General features: G+C 59.9%; 22 protein-coding genes. 8 read left to right on the forward strand and 14 right to left on the reverse strand.

What is annotated here, in order from left to right; translation table 11 throughout:
- Window positions 1-2: 2 nt before the first annotated feature.
- On the forward strand, window positions 3-500 hold the full coding sequence (locus tag ACYZUD_RS29705; RefSeq protein ID WP_462021389.1) for a GNAT family N-acetyltransferase: 498 nt from the start codon (window positions 3-5) through the stop codon (window positions 498-500).
- A gap of 121 nt (window positions 501-621) precedes the next feature.
- On the opposite strand, the gene metR is transcribed toward ACYZUD_RS29705, so the two are convergent.
- The gene (gene metR / locus ACYZUD_RS29710) at window positions 622-1,539 is read right to left on the reverse strand and encodes a transcriptional regulator MetR (RefSeq protein ID WP_462021390.1); all 918 of its coding nucleotides are present in this window, start codon (window positions 1,537-1,539) and stop codon (window positions 622-624) included.
- Between the two features lie 109 nt (window positions 1,540-1,648).
- Between metR and metE the strand changes: the two genes are divergently transcribed.
- The 3 genes from metE to ACYZUD_RS29725 all read left to right on the forward strand — a co-directional run bounded on the left by metE (window position 1,649) and on the right by ACYZUD_RS29725 (window position 6,018).
- A complete protein-coding gene (gene metE / locus ACYZUD_RS29715; protein ID WP_462021391.1) occupies window positions 1,649-3,961 on the forward strand; it encodes a 5-methyltetrahydropteroyltriglutamate--homocysteine S-methyltransferase in 2,313 nt (770 codons plus the stop codon).
- Between the two features lie 211 nt (window positions 3,962-4,172).
- A complete protein-coding gene (locus tag ACYZUD_RS29720) occupies window positions 4,173-5,207 on the forward strand; it encodes an alpha/beta fold hydrolase (protein WP_462021392.1) in 1,035 nt (344 codons plus the stop codon).
- 145 nt (window positions 5,208-5,352) lie between these two features.
- Window positions 5,353-6,018, forward strand: a complete 666-nt coding sequence (locus ACYZUD_RS29725; protein WP_462021393.1) for a DsbA family oxidoreductase — start codon at window positions 5,353-5,355, stop codon at window positions 6,016-6,018.
- Between the two features lie 150 nt (window positions 6,019-6,168).
- Here ACYZUD_RS29725 and ACYZUD_RS29730 read toward each other — a convergent pair whose 3' ends face one another.
- The 11 genes from ACYZUD_RS29730 to ACYZUD_RS29780 all read right to left on the reverse strand — a co-directional run bounded on the left by ACYZUD_RS29730 (window position 6,169) and on the right by ACYZUD_RS29780 (window position 18,670).
- Window positions 6,169-6,498 (reverse strand): GlpM family protein, encoded by a 330-nt coding sequence (locus ACYZUD_RS29730; protein WP_462025133.1) that lies wholly within the window; start codon window positions 6,496-6,498, stop codon window positions 6,169-6,171.
- Between the two features lie 8 nt (window positions 6,499-6,506).
- Window positions 6,507-7,835, reverse strand: coding sequence for a two-component response regulator AauR (aauR, locus tag ACYZUD_RS29735; RefSeq protein WP_462021394.1), 1,329 nt, complete (start codon window positions 7,833-7,835; stop codon window positions 6,507-6,509).
- Entirely contained in the window at window positions 7,832-9,733 is a 1,902-nt protein-coding gene (aauS, locus tag ACYZUD_RS29740; RefSeq protein WP_462021395.1) for a two-component sensor histidine kinase AauS, read from the reverse strand. The genes aauR and aauS overlap by 4 nt, the downstream gene beginning before the upstream one ends.
- 174 nt (window positions 9,734-9,907) lie before the next feature.
- The gene (locus ACYZUD_RS29745; RefSeq protein ID WP_462021396.1) at window positions 9,908-10,642 is read right to left on the reverse strand and encodes an amino acid ABC transporter ATP-binding protein; all 735 of its coding nucleotides are present in this window, start codon (window positions 10,640-10,642) and stop codon (window positions 9,908-9,910) included.
- A complete protein-coding gene (locus ACYZUD_RS29750) occupies window positions 10,639-11,310 on the reverse strand; it encodes an amino acid ABC transporter permease (RefSeq protein ID WP_048395547.1) in 672 nt (223 codons plus the stop codon). Before ACYZUD_RS29750 ends, ACYZUD_RS29745 begins: the two co-directional genes overlap by 4 nt.
- The gene (locus tag ACYZUD_RS29755; RefSeq protein ID WP_462021397.1) at window positions 11,310-12,056 is read right to left on the reverse strand and encodes an amino acid ABC transporter permease; all 747 of its coding nucleotides are present in this window, start codon (window positions 12,054-12,056) and stop codon (window positions 11,310-11,312) included. The genes ACYZUD_RS29750 and ACYZUD_RS29755 overlap by 1 nt, the downstream gene beginning before the upstream one ends.
- A gap of 192 nt (window positions 12,057-12,248) precedes the next feature.
- Window positions 12,249-13,163 (reverse strand): glutamate/aspartate ABC transporter substrate-binding protein, encoded by a 915-nt coding sequence (locus ACYZUD_RS29760; RefSeq protein WP_462021398.1) that lies wholly within the window; start codon window positions 13,161-13,163, stop codon window positions 12,249-12,251.
- Window positions 13,164-13,600: 437 nt separating this feature from the next.
- Window positions 13,601-15,139 carry a glycerol-3-phosphate dehydrogenase gene (gene glpD, locus ACYZUD_RS29765; protein WP_462021399.1) on the reverse strand — a complete coding sequence of 513 codons (1,539 nt, stop codon included), beginning with the start codon at window positions 15,137-15,139 and terminating at the stop codon, window positions 13,601-13,603.
- Between the two features lie 245 nt (window positions 15,140-15,384).
- Window positions 15,385-16,140 carry a DeoR/GlpR family transcriptional regulator gene (locus ACYZUD_RS29770; RefSeq protein WP_462021400.1) on the reverse strand — a complete coding sequence of 252 codons (756 nt, stop codon included), beginning with the start codon at window positions 16,138-16,140 and terminating at the stop codon, window positions 15,385-15,387.
- A 96-nt stretch (window positions 16,141-16,236) separates the two neighbouring features.
- Window positions 16,237-17,742, reverse strand: coding sequence for a glycerol kinase GlpK (glpK, locus tag ACYZUD_RS29775; protein WP_462021401.1), 1,506 nt, complete (start codon window positions 17,740-17,742; stop codon window positions 16,237-16,239).
- Window positions 17,743-17,818: 76 nt separating this feature from the next.
- Complete coding sequence (locus ACYZUD_RS29780; protein ID WP_462021402.1) at window positions 17,819-18,670, reverse strand: MIP/aquaporin family protein; 852 nt, start codon at window positions 18,668-18,670, stop codon at window positions 17,819-17,821.
- A gap of 370 nt (window positions 18,671-19,040) precedes the next feature.
- Here ACYZUD_RS29780 and ybaK point away from each other — a divergent pair, with 370 nt between their 5' ends.
- Together ybaK and ACYZUD_RS29790 are read left to right on the forward strand one after the other, a co-directional pair.
- A complete protein-coding gene (ybaK, locus tag ACYZUD_RS29785; protein WP_462021403.1) occupies window positions 19,041-19,511 on the forward strand; it encodes a Cys-tRNA(Pro) deacylase in 471 nt (156 codons plus the stop codon).
- Between the two features lie 101 nt (window positions 19,512-19,612).
- A complete protein-coding gene (locus ACYZUD_RS29790) occupies window positions 19,613-20,395 on the forward strand; it encodes a PhzF family phenazine biosynthesis protein (RefSeq protein ID WP_462021404.1) in 783 nt (260 codons plus the stop codon).
- A 116-nt stretch (window positions 20,396-20,511) separates the two neighbouring features.
- On the opposite strand, the gene ACYZUD_RS29795 is transcribed toward ACYZUD_RS29790, so the two are convergent.
- Together ACYZUD_RS29795 and argF are read right to left on the reverse strand one after the other, a co-directional pair.
- Window positions 20,512-21,621 (reverse strand): ABC transporter ATP-binding protein, encoded by a 1,110-nt coding sequence (locus ACYZUD_RS29795; protein WP_462021405.1) that lies wholly within the window; start codon window positions 21,619-21,621, stop codon window positions 20,512-20,514.
- Window positions 21,618-22,538 carry an ornithine carbamoyltransferase gene (gene argF, locus ACYZUD_RS29800; protein WP_074874030.1) on the reverse strand — a complete coding sequence of 307 codons (921 nt, stop codon included), beginning with the start codon at window positions 22,536-22,538 and terminating at the stop codon, window positions 21,618-21,620. The genes ACYZUD_RS29795 and argF overlap by 4 nt, the downstream gene beginning before the upstream one ends.
- Window positions 22,539-22,945: 407 nt before the next feature.
- Here argF and ACYZUD_RS29805 point away from each other — a divergent pair, with 407 nt between their 5' ends.
- Both ACYZUD_RS29805 and ACYZUD_RS29810 read left to right on the forward strand, forming a co-directional pair.
- Window positions 22,946-23,236 carry a hypothetical protein gene (locus tag ACYZUD_RS29805; RefSeq protein WP_462021406.1) on the forward strand — a complete coding sequence of 97 codons (291 nt, stop codon included), beginning with the start codon at window positions 22,946-22,948 and terminating at the stop codon, window positions 23,234-23,236.
- Between the two features lie 133 nt (window positions 23,237-23,369).
- Window positions 23,370-25,475: a molybdopterin oxidoreductase family protein gene (locus ACYZUD_RS29810; protein WP_462021407.1), complete on the forward strand. Its 2,106-nt coding sequence runs from the start codon at window positions 23,370-23,372 to the stop codon at window positions 25,473-25,475.
- Window positions 25,476-25,545 lie beyond the last annotated feature (70 nt).

Genomic DNA, 25,545 nt, shown 5'->3' on the forward strand with positions numbered 1-25,545 from the left:
TCATGTGGATCGAACGGCTGGATGCCAGCCATGCCCTGGATTATCGAGCGCTGATGCTTGAAGCCTACGACCTGCATCCCCAGGCGTTTACCTCCAGCGTGCGCGAGCGCGCGGTGATGCCGCTGAGTTGGTGGGAGTCGCGCCTGACCAGCAAGCTGGACGTGGTGTTCGGTGCATTCGAAGACGGTGAGTTGGCGGGCATCGTCGGCCTGGCCTTCGAGCCTCGGGAAAAGGCCCGGCACAAGGCGATACTGTTTGGCATGTATGTGTCCGGCAAAGTCCGGCAGCGCGGGCTCGGTTATCAACTGGTGCAGGCGGCGCTGGCCGAAGCACAGACCCGTCAGGGCCTGAAGCTTATCCAGTTGACCGTCACTGCCGGCAACGAAGCCGCGTTCAAGTTGTACCAGCGTTGCGGCTTCATCCAGTTCGGCCTCGAACCGCTGGCGGTACGGGTGGGCGAGGACTACTTCGACAAGATCCACATGTGGCGCGAGATCTAAGCCCACCACCTATCGAATGTGGGAGCGAGCCTGCTCGCGAATGCGATCCGACATTCAATATCGATGCGAGCTGACACACTGCTTTCGCGAGCAGGCTCGCTCCCACAGGGACCGTATCGTCCTAGCGAACTGCGCTAACCCCATCCAATGTCGAAAACGACGTGTCCTTGGCCGTCAGCAAAAAATCGCGCATGTACGGCGCATCCAGCATGTCCGCACGAATCCCGGCGTACAGCGTCGCAAACAACCCCTTCTCCCCGAGCCGCTTGGCCTTCACATAACCCCGCGAGCTGTATTCATGCAATGCCCAGTGCGGCATGCCGCACACGCCGCGACCACTGGCCACCAATTGCATCATCATCACCGTCAGTTCCGAGGTCCGGACCTGGGCCGGTTCGATGTCGGCCGGCTCCAGGAAGCGGGTGAAGATGTCCAGCCGATCGCGTTCCACCGGGTAGGTGATCAAGGTTTCGCTGAGCAGATCTTCGGGGACGATGTAGGCCTTGTTTGCCAAACGGTGCTGATTGGCCACCGCGAGCATCGCTTCATAGGTGAACAGCGGCACATACGTGATCCCCGCCAGTTCCAGCGGGTCGGAGGTCACCACCAGATCCAGATCGCCACGGGCCAGGGCCGGCAGCGGGGCGAAGGAAAAGCCCGAGGCCAGGTCCAGTTCGACTTCCGGCCAGGCATCGCGGAACTGGTCGATGGTCGGCATCAGCCACTGGAAGCAGCTGTGGCACTCGATCGCCATGTGCAAACGCCCGGCGGTGCCGCCGGCCAGCCGCGCGATATCGCGTTCGGCGCCACGTAGCAGCGGCAAGGTGGCGTCAGCCAGTTGCAGCAGGCGCAGACCGGCGCTGGTGAATCGCACCGGTTTGGTCTTGCGCACGAACAGCGGCATGCCCATGCGCTCTTCCAGTTCCTTGAACTGGTGAGACAGGGCCGACTGCGTCAGGTGCAAACGGTCGGCGGCATCCACCAGGCTATCGGCTTCGCGCAAGGCGTGCAGGGTCTTCAGGTGACGGATTTCAAGCACCGGGGGGGCTCCATGAGTAAAACTTGTGATCAACACGAAAAGGTTGAGTTTGTCTCATGTTGGGTTGGCTGTCGACAATGGCGCCATCTTTTACAAGGAGAAACTCACCATGGCTCTGGCCCACACACTCGGTTTTCCACGCATCGGCGCTGACCGCGAACTGAAAAAAGCCCTCGAATCCTACTGGAAGGGCGACCTCGACCAGGACGCGCTGAAAAGCATCGGCCGGGAACTGCGCGCCACCCACTGGCAATTGCAGAAAGACGCCGGCATCGACCTGCTGCCCGTCGGCGACTTCGCCTGGTACGACCAGGTGCTGACCCATTCCCTGACCTTCGGTGTGATCCCCGAGCGTTTCGACAGCGCCAGGGATGAGCGCGGCCTGCCGACTCTCGACACCCTGTTCGCGATGGCCCGTGGCTCTACCGCGACCTGCTGCGGTGGCGAACATAGCAAGGCGCAATACGCCCAGGAACTGACCAAGTGGTTCGACACCAACTACCACTACCTCGTCCCGGAATTCGGCGCTGATCAACAATTCAAGCTCAGCTGGGAACAGCTGTTCGACGAAGTCGACGAAGCCAAGGCCCTGGGCCACAACATTAAACCGGTGATCATCGGCCCGCTGACTTACCTGTGGCTGGGCAAGGCCAAAGGCAACGACTTCGACAAGCTCGACCTGCTGGAACGCCTGCTGCCGATCTACGGTGAAATCCTCGGTCGCCTCGCCGCCCAAGGCGTGGAATGGGTGCAGATCGACGAGCCGATCCTGACCCTGGACCTGCCACAAGACTGGAAAAACGCCTTCGAACGCGCCTACCACATCCTTCAATATTCGCCGTTGAAAAAACTGGTGGCGACGTACTTCAGCGGCCTGGAAGACAACCTCGGTCTGGCTGTCGGTTTGCCGGTGCAGGGCTTGCACATCGACGCGGTGCGCGCGCCGGATCAACTCGGCCAGGTACTGGACCGTCTGCCGACCTACAAGATTCTCTCGGTGGGCCTGGTCAATGGTCGCAACGTCTGGCGCTGCGAGCTGGAGCAAGTCCTCGCGCAACTGCAACCGGCCCAGGAACGCTTTGGCGACAACCTGTGGGTCAGCAGCTCCTGCTCGCTGTTGCACAGCCCGGTGGACCTGGATCGTGAAGACAAACTCGACCCGGAATTGAAAAGCTGGCTGGCCTTCGCCGTGCAGAAGTGCGGTGAAATCGCCGTGCTGCGTGATGCCCTGAACGACCCGCAAGCGCCCAAAGTGCAAGCCGCCCTGGCCGAAAGCCGCGCGATCCGGGCCAGTCGCGCCCAGTCGCCGCGTATTCACAAAGCTGAAGTCCAGGTCCGCATCAACGCCATCGGCACCGCGGACAGCCAACGCCATTCGCCGTTTGCCAAGCGCATCGAGCAACAGCGTGCTCGTTTGAAACTGTCAGCGTTCCCGACCACCACCATCGGTTCGTTCCCGCAGACCGGTTCGATCCGTCTGGCGCGTCAGGCCTTCAAGCAGGGCAAGCTGTCGGCCAACGATTACACCGACGCGATGCACAGCGAGATCCGTCACGCCGTAGAAGTCCAGGAACGCCTGGGCCTGGACGTGCTGGTGCACGGTGAAGCCGAGCGCAATGACATGGTCGAATACTTCGCCGAGCAATTGGACGGCTACTTGTTCACCCGTTTCGGCTGGGTCCAGAGCTACGGTTCGCGCTGCGTGAAACCGGCGATCATCTATGGCGACCTGAGCCGTCCGACGGCCATGACCGTCGACTGGATCACCTATGCCCAGAGCCTGACCGACAAGGTCATGAAAGGCATGCTCACCGGTCCCGTGACCATGCTGATGTGGTCGTTCCCGCGTGAAGATGTCTCGCGCAAAATCCAGGCGCAACAACTGGCCCTGGCCCTGCGTGACGAAGTGGTAGACCTGGAAACCGCCGGCATCAAGATCGTGCAGATCGACGAAGCCGCCTTCCGCGAAGGCCTGCCGCTGCGCCGGGCGCAATGGCAGGAATACCTCGACTGGGCGGTGGAAGCGTTCCGTTTGACCGCTAGTGGCGTGCGCGACGAAACGCAGATCCACACCCACATGTGCTACAGCGAATTCAACGACGTGATTCAGTCCATCGCGGCCATGGACGCCGACGTGATCACCATTGAAACCTCGCGTTCGGACATGGAATTGCTGGAGGCCTTCGAAGCCTTCGATTACCCGAACGACATTGGCCCGGGCGTCTACGACATCCACTCGCCACGGGTGCCGGACACGGCCGAGATGGTCAAGCTGATGAGCAAAGCAGTGAAGCGTATTCCGGCCGAGCGGTTGTGGGTCAACCCGGATTGCGGTTTGAAAACCCGGGCATGGCCGGAGACTGAGGCGGCGTTGGTGAACATGGTGGCGGCCGCGCGCCAGTTGCGTAGCCAGTTGGCCTAAGAACGCCATCGCGAGCAGGCTCGCTCCCACATTGTGATTTGTGTACGGCATGAATCCTGTGGGAGCGAGCCTGCTCGCGATGAACGATAATTCGGTCTCGGATATGACCGTTCAGCACTCTTCATCAAACTGTCACGTAACTGTGGCAGCGCGCTTGAACAAACTTCATCAGACTCGCGCTCTACTGGGGTTCTGCGTTTCGGTGTTTTTCATGCGTGCACGATTTTTCTCGACAGCGGCCTTTCTGGCCGCGTTGTTGTTTAGCCTTCCGTCTTTTGCGGCGTCTCGTTGTGATGTCAATGTTGCGACCGAACGGGTCGATCTGGCGCAGGTGAGCCTGGCGTACCAGAGCATCGGCCGCGCCTCGGACCCGGCGCTGCTGCTGGTGATGGGCCTGGGCGGGCAGTTGATTCACTGGCCGGACGAGGTCGTGGTCGCGCTGTGTCAGCAGGGCTTTCGGGTGATTCGTTATGACAATCGCGATGTCGGCCTCTCGACCTGGCGGCAAACACCCATCGACGCCAACCTGACCTTCGAAGTGCTGCGCTACAAACTCGGCTTGCCGGTGTCGGCGCCGTACACCCTGACCGACATGGCTGACGATGCGCTCGGGCTGATGGATGCGTTGCACGTCGAGCAATTCCACGTGCTGGGCGCCAGCATGGGCGGGATGATCGCTCAGCATATGGCGGCCATGGCGCCGCAACGGGTCGAGAGCCTGACCTTGATCATGACCACCTCCGGTGCCGAAGGCTTGCCGGCACCGAGTGCAGCGTTGGTGCAGTTGCTCTCGCGCCGTGGGGCGCCGAATCGCGAAGCTGCCCTGGAACAACAGGCCGATCTGCTGGCGGCGCTGGGCAGCCCGACCGTGAGTGATGATCGGCAGTCACTGCTGCATCAGGCGGCGCTGTCCTATGACCGGGCGTTCAACCCCGAAGGCGTGAAGCGCCAGATCATGGCGATCCTCGCCGAGCCAAGCCGGGTGGCGTTGCTCAACCAGTTGCGAGTGCCGACGCTGGTGGTGCATGGCACCGCCGACCCGTTGTTGCCGGTGATGCACGGCGTGCACCTGGCGGCGCATATCCGTGGCAGTCAGTTGAAGCTGATTCCAGGTTTGGCTCATCGTTTCCAGGAGGCGTTCAAAGTGCCGTTGCTGGCGGCGGTGTTACCGTACTTGCAGGCCCACCGCGAAGACACTTCGCATTGGGCGCAGATCGATCCGGTGACCGAACACAACCTTCTCTAAGAACCCCGTCACCGTAGGAGCTGCCGAAGGCTGCGATCTTTTGATCTTCAGCTGTCCCGAAAAGATCAAAAGATCGCAGCCTTCGGCAGCTCCTACAGGTGTATCGTTCGACCTTTACGGCGCGTTCCAGTCTGCGAGGTGAGTGATGAGTACCCCCTTGAAAATCGACTTCGTCAGCGACGTGTCCTGCCCCTGGTGCGTCGTCGGCCTGTACGGCCTGACCCGCGCCCTGGATTTGCTGGGCGACGAAGTCCAGGCCGAGATCCGGTTCCAGCCGTTCGAGCTGAACCCGAAGATGGGGCCTGAAGGGCAGAACATCACCGAACACATCACCGAGAAATACGGCTCGACGCCCGAGCAGTCCCAGAAAAACCGCGAGATGATCCGCGCCCGTGGCGCCGAGGTCGGGTTTGCCTTTCGCACGGATGGCAACAGCCGTATCTACAACACATTCGATGCTCATCGCTTGCTGTACTGGGCGGGACTGGAAGGGTTGCAGTTCAATCTGAAAGAGGCGTTGTTCAAGGCGTACTTCACCGAGGGCGGGAATCCTTCCGACCACAGTCAGTTGGCGCAGATCGCTCAAGGCGTTGGCCTGGACCGGCAGCGGGCCGAGGCGATCCTGGCGTCGGATGAATTCGCCAAAGAGGTTCGTGAGGAAGAGCAGTTGTGGCTATCGCGCGGGGTGAGTTCGGTGCCGACCGTGGTTTTCAACGGGCAGTACGCCGTCACGGGCGGGCAGCCGGTGGAGACGTTTGTCGGGGCGATTCGGCAGATCATGAGTGAAGCGAAGGGCGGCACTGTCAGATGATCGGCCCGCCGTTGTAAAAAAACCAGGTAATCCTGTGGAGTGCAATACCTGTGGGAGCGAGCCTGCTCGCGAAGACGGAGGGTCAGTCACGTCAATGCTGACTGTGCCACCGCTTTCGCGAGCAGGCTCGCTCCCACAGGGGAATTGTGGTCAGGCGTGGAAGCGGACCCAAACGCTGACCAGCACCGTAGCCGTCATCAACCACGCCACGGCCGCTACGGCGAGTGAAGCCTCCAATCGCATCCGGTCCACCATCACATACAACGTCGCCAGGTAGATGAAGTATGGAATGATCGACCACATGCCAAACACGATGGTGGTCTTCAGGTCGTCCACCGAACGGCCCTTTCCGACGATGTAGTGAGCAATCAATGCAAAGGTCGGAAACAGCGGCACCAGGCCTGCGATGTAATAGTTTTTGGTCCTGGCCAGGGCGGCGAGGATCACCACCACCGCCGCGCCCAGAGTCGCTTTGAGAATCAGGTCCATCAGTGGCTCAGCCCGTACTTCTTCACTTTGTCGAACAGGGTGGTCTTGGCCATGCCCAGTTCCTGGCTGGCCTGGGTCAGGTTGCCGCCGCTGCGTTGCAAGGCATCGCTGAGCAGGTTGCGTTCGAAGGCTTCCACCGCTTCGGCGAAGGCCAGGCCCTGATTACTGCCGCTGGCGCCGGACTTCTTGAAGGCCGGCAAGCCGAGGGCAAAGCGTTCGGCGACGTTGCGCAGCTCGCGCACGTTACCCGGCCAGTCGTGACTCATCAGGTTCGACAGGGTCTGGTTGTCCAGCTCCGGTACGGCGCGGTCGAAGCGCAGGGACGACTGCTGAAGGAAGTGTTCGAACAGTTGCAGGATGTCTTCGCGACGTTCGCGCAACGGTGGCAGCTCCAGGGTCACCACGTTCAGGCGGTAATACAGGTCGCTGCGAAACTCACCGGCCTTGCTCGACTCGTCCAGGTCGGACTTGGTCGCCGCGATCACCCGACAATCCACCGCCACGCTCTGGTTCGAGCCGAGCCGTTCGAGGGTGCGTTCCTGCAATACCCGCAGCAGTTTGATCTGCAACGGCAGCGGCATGCTTTCCACTTCGTCGAGAAACAGCGTGCCGCCGTCGGCGTGTTCGATCTTGCCGATCCGTCGTTTGCCGGCGCCGGTGAAGGCGTTGGCTTCATGGCCGAAAATTTCGCTTTCGAACAGGTTCTCCGGCAGGCCGCCGCAGTTCAGCGCGACGAACTGCTTGGTGTGCCGGCGGCTGAAGTCGTGCAGGCAGCGCGCGACCAGTTCCTTGCCGGTGCCGGTCTCGCCTTCGATCAGCACGTTGGCCGAGGTGTCGGCGACGTTGGCGATCAGCTCTCGCAAGTTCTGCATGGCCGGCGAGCGGCCGATGATCCGGCCTTCCAGGGAGTCGCGTTCCGCCAGTTGCCGCCGTAAGGACGAGACTTCCCGCGCCAGGCTGCGTTGTTCCAGCGCGCGACGTGCCACATCCACCAGGCGCTCGGGGGAGAAGGGTTTCTCCATGAAGTCATAGGCGCCTTTTTGCATCGCGCCGACGGCCATGGAAATGTCGCCGTGGCCGGTGATCAGCACCACCGGCAGGCTGCGATCCCGGGCCTTGAGCCGGGTCAGCAATTCCAGTCCGTCGATGCCCGGCAGGCGGATGTCGCTGATGACGATCCCGGCAAAGTTGTCGCCGACCCGCTCCAGCGCTTCTTCGGCGCTGCCGACGCCCACGCAGGGAATGTCTTCCAGGGTCAGCGCCTGTTGGCAGCCGAGCAGCACATGGGGGTCGTCTTCGACGATCAGCACACTAAGGTCGTTGTTCATATCGGCTCGGCGTGAAGGGGGCTTACCAACGGTAAACTGAGGACGAAGGTGGTACCACCGCTGGCCGGGTGTTCGACACCCAGATGCCCGCCGGTGGCGGCAGCCAGGCTCGCCGACAGGGTCAGGCCGAGGCCCAGGCCCTGTTCGCCGGGTTTGGTGGTGAAGAACGGTTCGAACAGATGCTTGCGCGCTTCGGCGTCGATGCCGTGGCCGTTGTCGCGTACACGCAGGCGGTACTTGTCATCGAACGCTTCGCCTTCGAGCCACAGCTCCGGCTGAGGCTGTGATTGCATGGCATCGAGGGCGTTGCCGATCAGGTTGACCAGAATCTGCTCCAGGCGGGTCTGGTCGATCTGCACCTGCACATCGTTGAGGTCGCGATGTAATTGCAGAGGCGCGCTTTCCATCCGGCTGCCCAGCAGTTGCAACGCCGCGTCCACCGCTTTGCCGAGGCTGGCCTGGCCTTTGTCGTCGCCACGACGGGCGAAGGAACGCAGGCTGGCGGTGATCCGGCCCATGCGGTCGATCAGTTCGTTGATGGTCTTGAGGTTGGTGCTGGCGACGTCCAGTTGACCGCGCTCCAGAAAGCGCACGGTGTTGCCGGACAAGGTCCGCAACGCCGCCAGCGGCTGGTTCAATTCGTGGGCGATGCTGGTCGACATCTGGCCAATGGCGGCGAGCTTGCCGGCCTGCACCAGTTCATCCTGGGCCCGGCGCAACGTTTCTTCCGCCTGACGCCGTTCGCGGATCTGGCCCTTGAGCCGTTCGTTGCTGGCGCGCAGGTCGGTGGTGCGTTCGGTAATCCGACGCTCCAGTTGATTGTTGGCTTCCTGCAAGGCTTCCCGGGCGGCGAGGCGGGTGGCGATCACTTTGCGCCGCTCGTTCCAGGCGATCAGCAGGAACGCCACCAACGCGAAGGCGACGGCCACCAGAATCCCCTGATTGATCGCCTCACGCCGCAAATCCTGCAGGGGCGTGAGCAGGGTGAAGTTCCATGGAGTGTCACTCAGCGGGCGGGTTTGCGAGAGGTAGCTGATGTCCTCTTCATCGGATTCCACTTCGCTGTTGGCGGGGAAGGTCAGTTTCTCCTCGCCTTCTGCCAGTTTTTCCCGGGCCAGCGGTTGCAGTTCATTCAGCGGAAACCAGTAGTACTGAAGACTGCGGGCGAGTTTTTCTTTTGTTTCGTCGCTCAACGGAACAACCGACTTCAGCCGCCGTGCCGGATCGCTGGAAAGAATGATGATGCCGTTCTCATCGCTGACGAACGCTTCCAGGCGTGCACGTTGCCAGCGCTCTTCCATGGCTTCGAGGCGGACCTTGACCACCGCGACACCGATGATCTTGCCGTGTTCTTCCAGGCCGTGGGCCAGGTAGTAACCGGGTTCGCCGTTGGTACTGCCAATGCCGTAGAAGCGCCCCGGCTGACCGCGCACGGCGTTCTGGAAGTAGGCGCGAAAGGACAGGTCTTCGCCCAGGTAACTGTCGACATCGCGCCAGTTGCTGGTGGCCATGACGCGGCCGGTGGTGTCCATCACATAGATAGCCCGACTGCGGCTGCGCCGGTTCAGGCCTTCGAGGTATTCATTGACCGTCTGCCGGTGTTCCGGCGATGGGTCGGCCAACAGCCTGGAAACACTGGTTTCGAGTTCCAGCAGGCTGGGCAGGTAGGTGTACTTGCTGATCTCGCTCTCGACGGCGCGGGCGTGCAGTTCCAGCTGACGCTGGCCGTTCTCGCTGAGGCTGCGAATCCCGTAGTGTTCACTGACCCAGAAGCCGAGGTAACCCAACCCGATCATCAGCGCGATGATCAGCGGCGGGAGGAACAGATGGCGAATCAGACGGGGTTTCACGGCGAGTGATGGCGGCGCGGCGCGATAGAGAGTGGGGTCGCATTTCATCACAGATGCCTTGGGTCAACCACAACACTTGATCGCGAGCCACCACCGGCCCCCTGTAGGAGCGAGCTTGCTCGCGAAGGCGTGTCAGCTACATGCGTATCAACTGACACACCATCGCGAGCAAGCTCGCTCCTACACAGGGGATTTGTGTGGCCTGGAGCGAGTGTCCGGTGCTTAGTGCTGCAGAATCTTGGCAAGGAAGTGCTGCGTACGCTCGGCGCGGGCGGTGATATCGCCGAAGAATTCCTCTTTCTTACAGTCTTCGATGATCTTGCCCTGATCCATGAAAATCACGCGGTCCGCCACTTTGCGGGCGAAGCCCATTTCGTGGGTCACGCACATCATGGTCATGCCTTCGTGGGCCAGTTGCACCATCACGTCGAGCACTTCGTTGACCATTTCAGGGTCCAGCGCCGAGGTCGGTTCGTCGAACAGCATGACGATCGGGTCCATCGCCAGCGCACGGGCAATCGCCACGCGCTGCTGCTGACCACCGGAGAGTTGGCCCGGGTGCTTGTGGGCATGGGCCGAGAGGCCAACGCGCTCAAGCAATTGCATGCCTTTCTTGGTGGCTTCTTCCTTGCTGCGGCCCAACACCTTGATCTGCGCGATGGTCAGGTTTTCAGTGATGGTCAGGTGCGGGAACAGTTCGAAATGCTGGAACACCATGCCAACGCGCGAACGCAGTTTCGGCAGGTCGGTCTTCGGGTCGGCGATGGACGTGCCATCGACTACCACGTCGCCTTTCTGGAACGGTTCCAGGGCGTTGACGCACTTGATCAGAGTGGATTTGCCAGAACCGGACGGCCCGCACACCACGATCACCTCGCCTTTTTTGACCTCGGTGCTGCAATCAGTCAGTACCTGGAAGTCCCCATACCACTTGTTGACGTTCTTGATAGAGATCATACGGCGAACCTTTTTTGCAGACGCTTGACCAGCTGCGAGGCGGCAAAGCTGATGATGAAGTATGTGAAACCGGCGAAGATCAGGAACTCATTGGAGCGGCCGATGATGTCGCCACTGGCACGCGAAGCATTGAGGAAGTCCACCAGACCGACTGCATAGACCAGCGAAGTGTCCTGAAACAGGATGATGCTCTGTTGCAGCAGCAGCGGGGTCATCTTGCGGAATGCTTGCGGCAGGATGATCAAGCGCATCATCTGGCCGTAGGTCATGCCCATGGCCTGGGCAGCCGCCATCTGGCCCTTGGGAATCGACTGCACGCCGGCCCGGACGATTTCGCAGAAGTACGCCGCTTCGAACATCATGAAGGCCACGATGCACGAGGCGAAGGCGCCGATCGGGGTGTCTTCGCCGGTGATCCAGCGCAGTACGAACGGCACCGCCAGGTAGAACCAGGTGATCACCAGCAGCAACGGGATCGAGCGGAAGTAGTTTACGTAGGCGCCGGCAATGTTCGACAGCAGTTTGCTGTGGGACAGGCGCATCAGGGCCAGGATCGTGCCGAGGATGATCCCGCCGACGACGCCCAGCGCCATCAATTGCAGGGTCATGACCATGCCGTTCCACAAGCCCGGCAGGGACGGGATGATGCCCGAGAAGTCGAATTCCATCATTTACCCCCTACGGAGATCAGGCCCGGTACGGCAACTTTCTTCTCGACCACGCGCATCAGCAGCATCAGGCTCATGTTCAGGGTGAAGTAGATCAGGGTCGCCAGGGTGAAGGCTTCGAACAGGTTGGCGGAAAACTCGGCGGTCTGTTTGGTCTGCGCGAGCAACTCCATCAGGCCGATCAGTGACGCGACGGAGGAGTTCTTGAAGACGTTCAGGAATTCCGAGGTGAGCGGCGGAATAATGATCCGGTACGCCTGGGGCAGCAGCACGTTCCAGTAGATCTGCGGCAGCTTGAAGCCCATGGCGCGAGCGGCGGCTTCCTGGCCGCGAGGCAGCGCCTGGATACCGGTACGCACTTGTTCGCAAACGCGAGCGGCGGTGAACAGACCCAGGCACACGACGACGCTGAGGAAGGCCGAAGTGGTCGGGTTCAGGTCCTGTTTGTACCAGTCCTGCAGATTCTGCGGCAGCAGATCCGGCACCAGGAAGTACCAGATGAACAGTTGCACCAGCAGCGGCACATTACGGAAGAGTTCGACGTAGCAGGTCGCAATGCCCGACACGATGCGGTTCGGCACGGTGCGCATGACGCCCAGAATCGAGCCCAGCAGCAGGGCGATGATCCAGGCTGCAATTGCGATGGCGATGGTCCAGCCCAGGCCGGAGAGGTACCAGTCGAAATAAATTTCGCTGCCCACGCCGGTGGACTTGAAGAACACGCCCCAGTCCCAGTTGTAATTCATTAGGGTCTCCCCTCAGATCGTTCGATGTACAAATGCCCGCCTGGGGAAGCTCCGTTCCCGCCTGACGTTGACGGTCAGGCACACACGATCGGCTCGACAGCCACCGGTTCGAGTGTTTCCAAAAAAGCCAGCAGGGAGTGACCATCCCCTGAAAGGGCAGAAGCCCTCTCAGGGGATAAGGTTAGTCAGAAATCAGGATTTCTTGTCGTCAGCCGCTTTATCGGTCGGATTGGCGATCAGGGCCTTGAGCTCGTCGCTCATCGGGAAGTTCAGGTTCAGGCCTTTTGGCGGGATTGGCTGCATGAACCATTTTTCGTAGATCTTGTTGATCTCGCCGGACTTGTAGGTCGCGACGATCGCGTCGTCTACAGCCTTCTTGAACGGTGCGTCGCCCTTGCGAACCATGCAGCCGTAGATTTCGTAGGACTGTGGAGTACCGGTCACGGCCCAGGCAGTCGGCTGCTTGGCCTTGGCCATTTCACCGGCCAGCAAGGCGTCGTCCATCATGAAGGCCACTGCGCGGCCGGTTTCCAGCATCTGGAAGGACTCGCCGTGGTCCTTGGCGGAGATCACGTTCATGCCCATCTGCTTGTCGGCGTTCATCGACTTGAGGATGCGCTCGGACGTGGTGCCGGCGGTGGTCACGACGTTCTTGCCTTTCAGATCGGCAAAGTCTTTGTATGGCGAATCTTTCTTGGCCAGCAGTTTGGTGCCGATTTCGAAGATGCCGACGGAGAAGTCAACTTGTTGCTGACGCTCGACGTTGTTGGTGGTGGAGCCGCATTCGACGTCCACGGTGCCGTTTTGCACCAGCGGAATACGGGTTTGCGAAGTGACCAGGTTGTATTTGACCTGGAGGTTCGGCAGGTCCAGGTCTTTCTTGATGGCTTCGACGATTTTCAGCTGGATATCGTGGGAGTAGCCAACCGGCTTGCCGGAAGCGTCCGCGATATAGGAAAACGGAATGGAAGCGTCACGATGCCCGAGGGTGATGGTGCCGGACTCTTTGATCTTCTTCAGTGTGCCGGTGAGCTCGGCAGCGAAAACTGGAGTGCTAATCAGAGCGGCAGCAATGGCTGCGCCCAGGATATGGGGAACGATGCGCATCAAATTTTCCTCGACATTGTTTTTTTTATGGAGCCAGTTCATCGGCCCTTTTGTGCTTCGAATGTCTGCCGGCTCCTGAAGGGTTGGCGCAACAAGCATTCGTGCAAGAGTGTAGAGCATGACTCGTGCCAGGCCAGGTCATACAGATCAACATATTGATTTGTAAGGGTATTAAATATTAATGGCGTTATTTTTCGTCATGGATAATCCGGTTAACCGAATCGACGGATGGGTCGCGTTCGGAAAACCGAATGCGTTCGGTGTTCCCCTGTGGGAGCGAGCCTGCTCGCGATGAGGCCATCAGGCCCTATATTGATGTTGCCTGACACTCCGCTATCGCGAGCAGGCTCGCCCACATTGAGTGTGTGGTGTCTGGCGGGATGCAAAAAGCCCCTGAATCTCACGATTCAGGGGCTTTCGTTTAACCGGATTCCCGATCAGGCCGCTTCGATCTTGCTGCGGTTCTGCTCGACCTTGTTCAGGTAGTCCTTGAGCTTTTCCTGTTCTGCCGGGGTGGTGAACAACCCGAGCTTGCTGCGGCGCCAAAGAATGTCGTGCGCCGTGGTCGCCCACTCTTCGCTGCACAGGTAATCGACTTCGCGGGTGTAGAGACCGCCACCGATGTGTTCGCCCAGATCGCTCAGGTTCTGCACGCCTTCGAGCATGCGCCAGGTGCGGCTGCCGTAGGTGGTGGCCCAGCGGCGGGAGATCTCTGTAGGAACCCAGTCGAATTTGTCGCGGATCAGCGAGCTCAACGCCTGCGGGGTGGTCATGTCTTCGCCGCCCGGGAGGGTGGCGCTGGCGGTCCAGCTTGGTTTGATGTCCTTGAAGTAAGGAGCCAGTTGCGCCAGCGCCGACTCGGCCAGCTTGCGGTAGGTGGTCAGTTTGCCGCCGAATACCGACAGCAACGGTGCTTCTTCACCGGTGCCCGACAGCGCCAGGGTGTAGTCGCGGGTGACGGCCGACGGGTTGTCGGATTCGTCGTTGCACAGCGGACGAACACCGGAATAGCTGTGCAGGATGTCGTCGCGGCTGATCTGCTTCTTGAAGTGGGCGTTGACCACTTTGAGCAGGTAATCGGTTTCGCCTTCGGTGATCGCAACTGCAGCCGGGTCGCCGGTGTACTCGCGATCGGTGGTGCCGATCAGGGTGAAGTGGTTCAGGTACGGAATGGTGAAGACGATGCGCTGATCTTCGTTTTGCAGAATGTGCGCGTGTTCGCCTTCGTACAGTTTCGGCACGATCAGGTGACTGCCCTGGATCAGGCGGATGCCGTACGGCGATTCCATCTTCAGGTCGTCACGGATGAATTTGGCGACCCACGGGCCGGCCGCATTCACCAGCGCCTTGGCGCGAATCGAAAACAGGCTGCCATCGGCGCGTTCCAGGTGCAGATGCCACAAACCCTTGGTGCGACGGGCGCTGACGCAACGGGTTTGGGTGTGGACATGTGCACCTTGCTCGCGGGCGGCCATGGCGTTCAGTACGACCAGACGCGCATCGTCGACCCAGCAATCGGAGTATTCGAAGCCTTTGGTGATTTCGCTTTTCAGCGGGCTGTCCGGGCCGAACTTCAGGCTTTTCGAACCCTCAAGTTTTTCCCGTTTGCCCAGGTTGTCATAGAGGAACAGACCGGCGCGGATCATCCACGCCGGACGCAGGTGCGGGCGATGCGGCAGTACGAAGCGCATTTGCTTGACGATGTGCGGCGCCTTGGCCAGCAGCACTTCACGCTCGGCCAGGGCTTCGCGCACCAGGCGGAACTCGTAATGTTCGAGGTAGCGCAGGCCACCGTGGATCAGCTTGCTGCTGGCCGACGAGGTGTGGCTGGCCAGGTCATCCTTTTCGCAAAGGAACACCGAGAGACCGCGACCGGCGGCATCCGCTGCGATCCCCACGCCATTGATCCCGCCACCAATGACGGCGATGTCGTAAGCCTCGGCGAGAGGGGGCGTAGGCAAGGTAGAAGTGGGCATCGGCTGGCCTCGGGCTCTTTTGATTTTCTGTATTGGAATTCGAACATTAATGTTCATTTGCGAAAATTGTAGCCCATAAAGCTGCCAACAGCCAGTTAACTTCGATTGAAAATACTGATCGAAGGGCCGTCAAAGGAAAATTTCCGAACATTAAAAGCAAAAAATCGCAGCCTTCGGCAGCGCCTACAGGATTGAGTGAACCTGTAGGCGCTGCCGAAGGCTGCGATCTTTAGAGGCTGAAAGCCTTAAACGACTTCGAGTCGAATCTTGTGCTGAGTCAACAACTGCGCCAAGGCTGGAACAGGTTGTTGATCGGTCACCAGGCAATCGATCAAGCTGATCGGCCCCAGGCGAATCATGGCGTTGCGCCCGAATTTGCTGGAGTCCGCCGCCAAAATCACCTTTCGGGCATTGGCAATGATCGCCTGCGAAACCCGAACTTCCTGATAATCAAAGTCCAGCAAGCTGCCGTCTTCATCAATACCGCTGATGCCGACCAGCGCAAAGTCGACCTTGAACTGGTTAATGAAGTCGACACTGGCCTGACCCACCACGCCGCCATCACGCCGCACATTGCCGCCCGTCAGCAGAACGTCGAAATCGTCCTTGGCGCTGAGCATCGAGGCCACGTGTAGGTTGTTGGTGATGATTTTGAGGTGATTGTGGTTGAGCAACGCCCGGGCAATCGATTCGGTGGTGGTACCGATGTTGATGAACAGCGAGGCGTGATCGGGGATCTGTGCGGCAATGGCTTCGCCGATACGCTGCTTTTCATCGCGCATCTGATCGGCACGCATGGCGTAGGCAGTGTTTTCGACGCTGGAGTCGTAGGCTGCGCCACCATGGTAGCGACGCAACAAATTGGCTTCCGCGAGCTGATTGATGTCGCGGCGAATGGTTTGCGGTGTAACGACGAACAGCTGAGCCATTTCCTCGATGCTGACATAGCCGCGTTCGCGGACCAGTTCGAGGATTTGCTGCTGACGGGGAGGCAGATTCATGGGGCTTCCTTTGGGCTGCCGTGCAAAAATTTGCCCATGATGCCGCAGGAATCCGCTCCCGACCAGTTACAACCGGATACGAGTCCGGTCCTTGGCTTATTCAGCTCCTTCGTGTGGTTCCCAATCGCGGGTGCGGCTGACGGCTTTTTTCCAGCCGGCGTAGAGTTTTTCCTTCTCGGTTTCGTCCAGTGTCGGTTCGAACTCGCGCTCGATCACTGCTTTGCCGCGCAACTCGTCCAGGCTGCCCCAGAAACCGCACGCCAGGCCCGCCAGGTAAGCCGCGCCCAATGCCGTGGTTTCGCGCATCTGCGGACGCTCGACCTGAGTGCCGAGGATGTCGGCCTGGAACTGCATCAGGAAATTGTTTGCGACGGCGCCACCGTCCACGCGCAAGGACTTGAGGCGTTCGCCGGAGTCCTGTTGCATGGCGTCGAGCACGTCGCGGGTCTGGTAGGCAATTGACTCAAGCGCTGCGCGAATGATGTGATCCACGCGTACGCCACGGGTCAGGCCGAACAGTGCGCCACGGGCATACGGGTCCCAGTAGGGCGCGCCCAGACCGGTGAAGGCCGGCACCAGGTACACGCCGTTGCTGTCCTTGACCTTGTTGGCGAAGTATTCGGTGTCGTGGGCGTCGTTGATGATCTTCAGTTCGTCACGCAGCCATTGAACGGTCGAGCCTCCGTTGAACACCGCACCTTCCAGTGCGTAGGCCACTTCGCCACGCGGGCCGCAAGCGATGGTGGTGAGCATGCCGTGCTTGGACTTCACGGCTTTGTCGCCGGTGTTCATCAGCAGGAAGCAGCCGGTGCCATAGGTGTTTTTCGCCTGGCCTGGCTCGACGCACATCTGGCCGAACAGGGCAGCTTGCTGGTCGCCGGCAATACCGCCGATGGCGATGCCGCTTTTGGTGTGGCCGTAGATTTCCGAAGACGACTTAACTTCCGGCAGCATTTCGCGCGGAATATCCAGCACCTCCAGCATCTTCGCGTCCCACTCCAGGGTGTGGATGTTAAAGAGCATGGTGCGCGAGGCGTTGGTGTAGTCGGTGACGTGTACTTTGCCGCCGGTAAATTTCCAGATCAGCCAGCTGTCGACGGTGCCGAACAACAGTTCGCCTTTGCGCGCACGTTCACGGCTGCCTTCGACGTTGTCGAGGATCCACTTGAGCTTGGTGCCGGAGAAGTACGGGTCGGTGACCAGGCCAGTGGTTTCACTGATGTATTGCTCGTGGCCATCGCGCTTGAGTTGCTGGCAGATCTCGGTGCTGCGGCGGCACTGCCAGACGATTGCGTTGTAGATCGGACGGCCGGTGGTCTTGTCCCAGACCACGGTGGTTTCGCGCTGGTTGGTGATGCCGATGGCCGCGACCTGGTCGTGATGCAGGCCGGCTTGAGCCAGGGCCTCGACCATCACGGCGCTTTGGGTGGCGAAGATTTCCATCGGATCGTGTTCGACCCAACCGGCTTGCGGGTAATGCTGTACGAATTCCCGCTGGGCGGTGCAGACCACGTTCGCGTCGCGGTCGAAAATGATTGCGCGGGAGCTGGTCGTACCCTGATCGAGGGCAATGATGTAGTTCTTATTCTGAATGTCGGTCATGTCGATTGCCTTGGACGAAAAAAAGGGAGTGAGGTCAGGCGCGGGACCAAATGGGCAGGATCACGCGCCTACGGTATCAAGAAGTTCTTGGTTTGCCGTCAATGGCCGGTGTTGCGTCCTTTGTAGCAGGTATGGCGCTGGGCAGATGACGGGCAATCAGCCCGCGATACGCTGCAGCACCGAGGCAGGCACCCACAATTGGTGCAAAAATCGGAATCAGGAAATACGGAATATCACGTCCACCGGTGAGGGAAATTTCACCCCAGCCAGCGAAGAAAGTCATCAGTTTGGGGCCGAAGTCACGCGCCGGGTTCATCGCAAAACCGGTCAGTGGGCCCATCGAGCTACCGATCACCGCAATCAGCAGGCCGATCAGCAGCGGAGCGAGCGGCCCTTTTGGCAGGCCGTTGTTGTCGTCGGTCAGGGACATGATCACGCCCATCAGGATGGCGGTGATGACCACTTCAACCAGAAAGGCCTGGGCCGTGGTCAGGGCAGGGTTGGGGAAGGTCGAGAATACCGACGCTAACTCGAGGCTGACCTGGGTGCCACGAACCATATGGTGAGTTTGTTCGTAATCGAAGAATAAATTGCTGTACAGCGTGTAAACCAACAATGCGCCACAGAAGGCGCCGGCCACTTGGGCAAGAATATAGAAAGGCAGTTTTCGCTTTTCAAAGTCAGCGAAAATGCTCAGGGCAATGCTGACGGCAGGGTTGAGGTGGGCCCCGGAAACGCCGGCGGTCAGGTAGATCGCCATGCTCACGCCAATACCCCAGATGATGCTGATTTCCCACAAGCCAAAGCTGGCACCCGCGACCTTGAGCGCGGCAACACAACCGGTACCAAAAAATATAAGCAGTGCAGTACCCAGAAACTCGGCCATGCATTGGCTTGAGAGCGACGGTTGTTGTAAAGCAGTTGTCATTGGAAACCTCGTTTTTGTTGTTGTCTGGCGCTTCTTTCATCACGGCCGAAGCGCGATTTTCTCCGAGGCAGGATCCCCATCCTGTTCCCGGCTTACTGCTGGGTGCCGCGTTGTTGTATTCGTACAGCATTCACATTCGAAAAAATATAGACAAGAAACACTGCTGTCAAAGGTCGAAAGTGAACCGTCAGTCACAATCCAACTATTAGTCATGTGAATGATCGTATCGTTCACGCGGCAGGCAGAACGTGGACGAACGGCAAGACGCATCGCCAAGCCTTTGAAATAGCGCCGCAATAGAGCCTTTTATCGATCAATGACCTAGAATCCAGTGCTGTGTTTTTTCTCTGCCAACCAGTCTGGAGCTGTCATGACCCCCGCATTGGATTTGTTGAAAAAAGTTCGCGCCGAACATCGCGTGCACAGTTACGAACATGATCCGAAGGCCGCGTCCTATGGGCTGGAGGCCGCGGAGAAACTGGGCCTGGACCCGGCTCAGGTGTTCAAGACATTGCTGGCGGCGAGTGAGAAAGGGGAATTGTTGGTGGCCGTGGTGCCGGTCGTCGGAAGCCTTGATTTGAAGGCGCTGGCTCATGCTGCGGGCGTGAAAAAGGTCGAAATGGCCGACCCTGCGGCTGCGCAGCGATCCACCGGTTACCTCTTGGGCGGGATCAGTCCGTTGGGTCAGAAGAAGCGCTTACGCACTTTTATCGATAATTCGGCTCAGCCCTTTGCCAGTATTTTTGTCAGTGCGGGTCGACGTGGTCTGGAAGTGGAATTGGCCCCCGCCGTGCTGGCCGAACACACTCAGGCAACGTTCGCTGATATTGGCCGCGCCTGAAGGCTCGGCACCGCGCTGTATGGTGGAAAAAAGCCCGCTCTGTCACTGGTGCGTTTTTTTCGACGACTTCATGCTCGGCGACCTGACCAAGGGAGAAGGTTATGCAGCTTGAGTTTCATCAGGTCGATGCGTTCAGCGATCGGCCGTTCAGTGGTAACCCGGCGATGGTCTATCGCCTCGATGCCTGGCTCGCCGATGAGCTGATGCAGAAGATCGCCGCCGAGCACAACCTCGCCGAAACCGCCTTTGTGGTGCGTGAAGGATCGGGCTGGCACATCCGCTGGTTTACTCCGACGACCGAAGTGCCGTTGTGCGGTCATGCGACCTTGGCCAGCGCTTACGTACTGTTTGAGATCTACAAAGAGCCGGTGGATCGTCTGGACTTTATCTGCAAATCCGGCCCGTTGAGTGTAAGTCGCGAAGGTAAGCAGTTATGGCTGGATTTCCCGGCAATTGATCCGTCGGAAGTGGGCGTGACCCTGGACGTCGAGCGCGCACTGGGTGTCGAAGCGGTCGATGTGCTGGGTTCGAATGAATTGTTTGTGGTGCTGGAGTCCGAGCAAGCTGTGCTCGATTGTCAGCCGGACATGCTCGCATTGGCCAAGTTGCCGTGGCCGGGAGCCATCGTCACCGCCAAGGGCAGCAAGCATGATTTTGTGTCGCGGTACTTCGCGCCGGCGATCGGTATCAATGAAGATCCAGTGACCGGGTCGACTCATTGCAGCCTGATTCCGTACTGGTCAAAGCGTTTGGGCAAGTCGAGTCTGACGGCTTACCAGTGTTCGGCACGGGGTGGGGAGTTGTTCTGTCGGCTGGAAGGGAAGCGGGTGAAGATAGGCGGGAATGCGACGTTGGTGGCGAGCGGCACACTCATGCTGGGTTGACGGAAACTTACTGTGGGAGCGAGCCTGCTCGCGATGGCTGCGTGTCAGTTAACGATAATGTCGACTGATACACCGCCATCGCGAGCAGGCTCGCTCCCACATTCAGTTCGTGTTTGTCAGCTGGCGGTGCTGTACCGCCGGACACCTGACTCGACCGGCGGAATCTGCGCCGCCGTGCTGCCGGAGGCCTGGAACAGCACCAGGTGTTCAGCTGCGACACGAATGCCGACCTCAGCGCCGACCTGATGATCGGCATGGCTCGGAAAGATCGATTCCAGTTGTGCCCCTGTTGGTAGCTGCAGTCGATACAGGGTCGAAGCACCCTGGAAGCTCTTGCCAACAATCCTCGCCTTCAGCGCGCTGTCCGGCGCATAAACAATATCGTCGGGCCGCAGCAATACGTCCACGGCGCTACCGATCGGCCATGTGTAAGCCCGATTGCCGCGCAACTCACCCAACTCGGTCTGTACCGACTCCGGGCTGCTCAGTTGACCGCGAATGAAGTAACCCTGGCCGATGAAACTGGCCACAAACGGTGTCAGCGGTTCGTGATAGAGGTTGTAGGGCGTATCCCACTGCTCCAGGCGACCTTCCTTGAAAACGCCAACATGGTCACTGACCGCAAAGGCTTCTTCCTGATCATGGGTCACCAGAATAGCGCTGGTGCCTCGGGCCTTCAGGATGTCGCGCACTTCATGGCTGAGTTTGCGCCGCAGTTCGCCATCGAGGTTGGAGAACGGCTCATCGAGCAGCAGCAGTTGCGGTTCCGGCGCCAGGGCGCGGGCCAGGGCGACACGCTGTTGCTGGCCACCGGACAGCTCGTGCGGGAAGCGTTTGCCGAGGTTCTTGAGGTTGACCAGTTCCAGCAGCTCTTCGGTGATACGATCCTTTTGCGGATGCTTGCGAATCCCGAAAGCGATGTTCTCGGCCACGCTCAAATGCGGAAACAGCGCGTAGTCCTGGAACACCATGCCGATCCGGCGTTTCTCCGGGGCGAGGGTAAAACCGGCGCTGGAGATTGTTTCCCCGGCCAGTTGAATTTCACCTTCATGCACCGGTTCGAAACCGGCAATGGCTCGCAGGGTGGTGGTCTTGCCGCAGCCCGAAGAGCCGAGCAGGCAACCGATATCGCCAGCGTTCAAATGCAGATTGAGGTTTTGTACCACCCGCTGGTCTTGATAGCCGCAAGCGAGGTTGCGCAGGTTTAGCAGTAATGGATGACTCATGCGTGGTGGTACGCCGGCTCGACGAGAAACTCGAGCAGGGCCTTTTGTGCGTGAAGACGGTTTTCCGCTTGATCCCAGGCGACCGAGCGCGGGTCGTCGAGCAGGTCGACGCTGATTTCCTCGCCACGGTGGGCCGGCAGGCAGTGCATGAACAGCACGTCCGGTGCGGCCAGGTCGAGCAGGGCGCGGTTGACCTGGAACGGTGCGAACAGTTTCAGGCGCTTGGCGGTTTCTTCTTCCTGGCCCATCGAGGTCCAGACGTCGGTGCTGACCAGGTGGGCACCGCGCACGGCATCCTTCGGATCGCGGACGATGGTCACCCGGTCACCGGCCTTGGCCACGAATTCGGGGTTGGGTTCAAAACCTTCCGGGCAGGCGATGCGCAACTGGAAGTCGAACTGGATCGCCGCTTCTATATAGCTGTTGCACATGTTGTTGCCGTCGCCGATCCAGGCCACGGTTTTGCCCTGGATCGAGCCGCGGTGTTCGAGGAATGTCTGCATGTCGGCCAGCAGCTGGCACGGGTGCAGGTCATCGGACAGGCCGTTGATCACGGGCACGCGGGAGTTGGCGGCGAATTCGGTCAGGGTGCTGTGGGCAAAGGTACGGATCATCACGGCGTCGAGCATGCTCGACATGACAATCGCGCAGTCGCCGATCGGCTCGCCACGGCCCAGTTGCGTGTCGCGCGGCGAGAGGAAGATCGCCTGGCCGCCGAGCTGGATCATGCCGGCTTCGAACGAGATACGGGTGCGGGTCGAGGACTTCTCGAAAATCATCCCGAGCACGCGGTTTTTCAGAGGCTCGAACAGTACGCCGCGGTTACGCAGGTCTTTGAGCTCAACGCCTCGACGGATCACGCTGACCAGCTCTTCGGGCGTGCAATCCATCAGGGAGAGAAAGTGCCTTGCGCTCATCATTGACTACCTTTTTGCAACAGACCGCAGATACTCAAAGCCTTGTTTAACTGAAAAACGGGCGAGACCTGCGGCGTAAGCCGCACGGGGCGACGAAATAGGGGAAGGCGCGATCTTATAATTAAATGTCGCGTCTTACCAATAGGGCTACGGTTTTTAGGGGATTTCAGAGGGGCTACGGGGTGATCGCAGTAGCGCTTTTGAAGCCTGTTTCCTGACAGCAGCCCGTCATTTGTACACTGGGCTCACGGGGCTTTGCAATCAAACGGGGCGGGGATGGCACTCTGATGGTCGGTTTCTGACCCGGTATTCGAGACCTCTGATGGCAATGTGCCTTGCCTGAAACACTTGCTAATGCAAAGTGCTGGGTTATAACTAAATCACGAGCGACGCAGGAAGCCTTTGGAATGGAATCGAAAGAACAGCAGCTAATGGAGTTACTCGGCCTCACAGCCCGCTCACTGACCCATCTCACCGCGTCCATGACTTCGATGTCCTTCGAGTTGTTGCGCAGCGAAGACGAAGTCACCAGGGCCGCCGCCCGACGAATGATCGACCGCATGGTCACCATCAGCACCGGCCTCGACGAGCACTGGCACCTGATCGGCGAACTCACCGGGGTGCATGTCGCTCACGAGCAGATCGAAACCATTCAGGAGATCCAGTTGCAGGCGCCGCCCAGGCTCTCGCCGAACTGACCCGAGCGGCCATCGGCTGGCCTGATGGCCGCCGATTCACAAGACGAACGTCGCTGGCGCGGCGGCGGGTCACGCGCCATAGTTTTGTTTCCGCGGGCGACATTGCCCGCCCAGAACAAGACAGAGACTGGCCATGACCAAGACTCTCCATCACCGTGCGTGCCACCTGTGTGAAGCCATCTGCGGCCTGACCATCGAAACCACCGAGATCGAAGGCAGCGTGCAGATCACCTCGATCAAGGGCGACGCCCTTGATACGTTCAGCCGCGGGCATATCTGCCCCAAGGCTGTGGCGCTGCAAGACATTCAGAACGATCCGGATCGCCTGCGCCAACCGATGCTGCGGGTCGGCAGCGAATGGCAGCCTATCGAGTGGGAAGACGCCTTCAGCCTTGTAGCCGAACGCCTGTCGGCGATCCAGGAACGTCACGGGCAGAACGCAGTGGCGGTCTATCAAGGCAACCCCAGCGTGCACAACTATGGGCTGATGACCCACAGCAATTATTTTTTAGGCCTGCTGAAGACCCGTAACCGGTTTTCCGCGACGTCGGTCGACCAATTGCCTCATCACCTGACCAGCCATTTGATGTACGGCCACGGGTTGCTGCTGCCGATCCCGGACATCGATCACACCGATTTCATGTTGATCCTCGGCGGCAATCCGCTGGCCTCCAACGGCAGCATCATGACCGTGCCGGATGTGGAAAAACGCTTGAAGGCGATTCAGGCCCGGGGCGGCAAAGTGGTGGTGGTCGATCCACGCCGCAGCGAAACGGCGGCGATTGCCGATCAGCATCTGTTCGTGCGTCCCGGTGGCGATGCAGCGCTGTTGTTCGGGCTACTCAATACCTTGTTCGCCGAAGGCCTGACCCGCGACAGTCATTTGCCGGTAGACGGTCTGGATGAGGTGCGCGAGGCGGTCGCAACCTTCACTGCCGAGGCCATGAGCCCGTTGTGCGCTGTGCCCGCAGAGCAGATCCGCCAACTGGCGCGGGACTTCGCGGCGGCGCCGACAGCGGTCTGTTACGGCCGCATGGGGGTCTCGACCCAGGCGTTCGGTACCCTGTGTCATTGGGTTGTGCAGTTGATCAACCTGGTGACCGGCAACCTCGACCGCGTGGGCGGTGCGTTGTGCACCGAACCTGCGGTAGACCTGGTGGCGTCCACCTCGGGCGGGCATTTCAATCGGTGGCAGAGCCGGGTGTCCGGGCGTCCGGAGTACGGTGGAGAGCTACCGGTGTCGGCGCTGGCCGAAGAGATGCTCACCGAAGGGGAAGGGCAGGTCCGCGCGCTCATCACCGTGGCGGGTAATCCGGTGTTGTCCACGCCCAATGGCCGGCAACTGGAACAGGCACTGGATGGCCTGGAGTTCATGGTCAGCATCGACCTGTACATCAATGAAACCACGCGTTATGCCGACCTGATCCTGCCGTCGACCTCGGCCCTGGAAAACGATCATTACGACACAACGTTCAACATGTTTGCGGTGCGTAACGTGACGCGCTTCAACCGCGCAATCCTGGCCAAACCGGAAGGTGCGCTGCATGACTGGGAGATTTTCGTCGGCCTGGCCAAGGCATTCGCTGCGAAGACCGGCAAAGAGTTGAAACCTACAATTGCGCCTGCGCAGATGATTGATCGTGGTCTGCGGATGGGGCTTTACGGCGATGCCTCGGAACAAAAGTTGTCGCTCGCCACCTTGTTCGATCACCCGCATGGCGTCGATCTCGGGGCGCTGAAATCCAACCTCGCTCCGCGTCTGAAAACCGCAAACCAGCGAGTCCAGGCAGCGCCCGTCGAGGTCCTCGCCGACCTGGCACGCTTTGCAGCCTTGCAAGCGCCGGCCGCCGATGAGTTGTTGATGATCGGCCGTCGCCATGTACGCAGCAATAACTCGTGGATGCACAATTACCACAGGCTGGTGAAGGGCAAGCCGCGTCATCAATTGCTGATGCATCCGGACGACCTGGCCAGTCGTGGGCTCAATGATGGGCAGCGCGTGCGGGTCAGCTCCCGGGTCGGCATGATCGAAGTTGAAGTGCTGGGCAGTCTGGATATGATGAAAGGCGTGGTCAGCCTGCCTCACGGTTGGGGTCATGCGCGGCCGGGTGTGCAGATGACGATTGCCAGTGGTCAGCCGGGTTCCAGCGCCAATGACCTGACCGATGAGTGTCAACTTGACGAGCTGTCGGGAAATGCGGCGTTGAACGGCGTGCCGGTGACCGTGGCGGCGGCTTGATCAAGTCTGTCGGGGAGACCGAGCATGGCGCTTGGGTTTCCGTTACAATGCGCCACCGTGCCGACCACTG

This window comes from Pseudomonas sp. XS1P51 (assembly GCF_054897845.1).

Bases quoted from the DNA above. Each gene is read 5' to 3' on its own strand.
- ACYZUD_RS29760 (WP_462021398.1), bottom strand. From the start codon at position 13,163: ATGCGCATCGTTCCCCATATCCTGGGCGCAGCCATTGCTGCCGCTCTG.
- ACYZUD_RS29705 (WP_462021389.1), top strand. From the start codon at position 3: ATGTGGATCGAACGGCTGGATGCCAGCCATGCCCTGGATTATCGAGCG.
- ybaK (WP_462021403.1), top strand. From the start codon at position 19,041: ATGACCCCCGCATTGGATTTGTTGAAAAAAGTTCGCGCCGAACATCGC.
- aauS (WP_462021395.1), bottom strand. From the start codon at position 9,733: ATGAAATGCGACCCCACTCTCTATCGCGCCGCGCCGCCATCACTCGCC.
- ACYZUD_RS29805 (WP_462021406.1), top strand. From the start codon at position 22,946: ATGGAATCGAAAGAACAGCAGCTAATGGAGTTACTCGGCCTCACAGCC.
- ACYZUD_RS29725 (WP_462021393.1), top strand. From the start codon at position 5,353: ATGAGTACCCCCTTGAAAATCGACTTCGTCAGCGACGTGTCCTGCCCC.
- ACYZUD_RS29810 (WP_462021407.1), top strand. From the start codon at position 23,370: ATGACCAAGACTCTCCATCACCGTGCGTGCCACCTGTGTGAAGCCATC.
- argF (WP_074874030.1), bottom strand. From the start codon at position 22,538: ATGAGCGCAAGGCACTTTCTCTCCCTGATGGATTGCACGCCCGAAGAG.
- ACYZUD_RS29755 (WP_462021397.1), bottom strand. From the start codon at position 12,056: ATGAATTACAACTGGGACTGGGGCGTGTTCTTCAAGTCCACCGGCGTG.
- ACYZUD_RS29745 (WP_462021396.1), bottom strand. From the start codon at position 10,642: ATGATCTCTATCAAGAACGTCAACAAGTGGTATGGGGACTTCCAGGTA.
- glpD (WP_462021399.1), bottom strand. From the start codon at position 15,139: ATGCCCACTTCTACCTTGCCTACGCCCCCTCTCGCCGAGGCTTACGAC.
- aauR (WP_462021394.1), bottom strand. From the start codon at position 7,835: ATGAACAACGACCTTAGTGTGCTGATCGTCGAAGACGACCCCCATGTG.
- ACYZUD_RS29720 (WP_462021392.1), top strand. From the start codon at position 4,173: ATGCGTGCACGATTTTTCTCGACAGCGGCCTTTCTGGCCGCGTTGTTG.
- ACYZUD_RS29790 (WP_462021404.1), top strand. From the start codon at position 19,613: ATGCAGCTTGAGTTTCATCAGGTCGATGCGTTCAGCGATCGGCCGTTC.
- glpK (WP_462021401.1), bottom strand. From the start codon at position 17,742: ATGACCGACATTCAGAATAAGAACTACATCATTGCCCTCGATCAGGGT.
- ACYZUD_RS29795 (WP_462021405.1), bottom strand. From the start codon at position 21,621: ATGAGTCATCCATTACTGCTAAACCTGCGCAACCTCGCTTGCGGCTAT.
- ACYZUD_RS29780 (WP_462021402.1), bottom strand. From the start codon at position 18,670: ATGACAACTGCTTTACAACAACCGTCGCTCTCAAGCCAATGCATGGCC.
- ACYZUD_RS29750 (WP_048395547.1), bottom strand. From the start codon at position 11,310: ATGGAATTCGACTTCTCGGGCATCATCCCGTCCCTGCCGGGCTTGTGG.
- metE (WP_462021391.1), top strand. From the start codon at position 1,649: ATGGCTCTGGCCCACACACTCGGTTTTCCACGCATCGGCGCTGACCGC.
- ACYZUD_RS29770 (WP_462021400.1), bottom strand. From the start codon at position 16,140: ATGAATCTGCCTCCCCGTCAGCAGCAAATCCTCGAACTGGTCCGCGAA.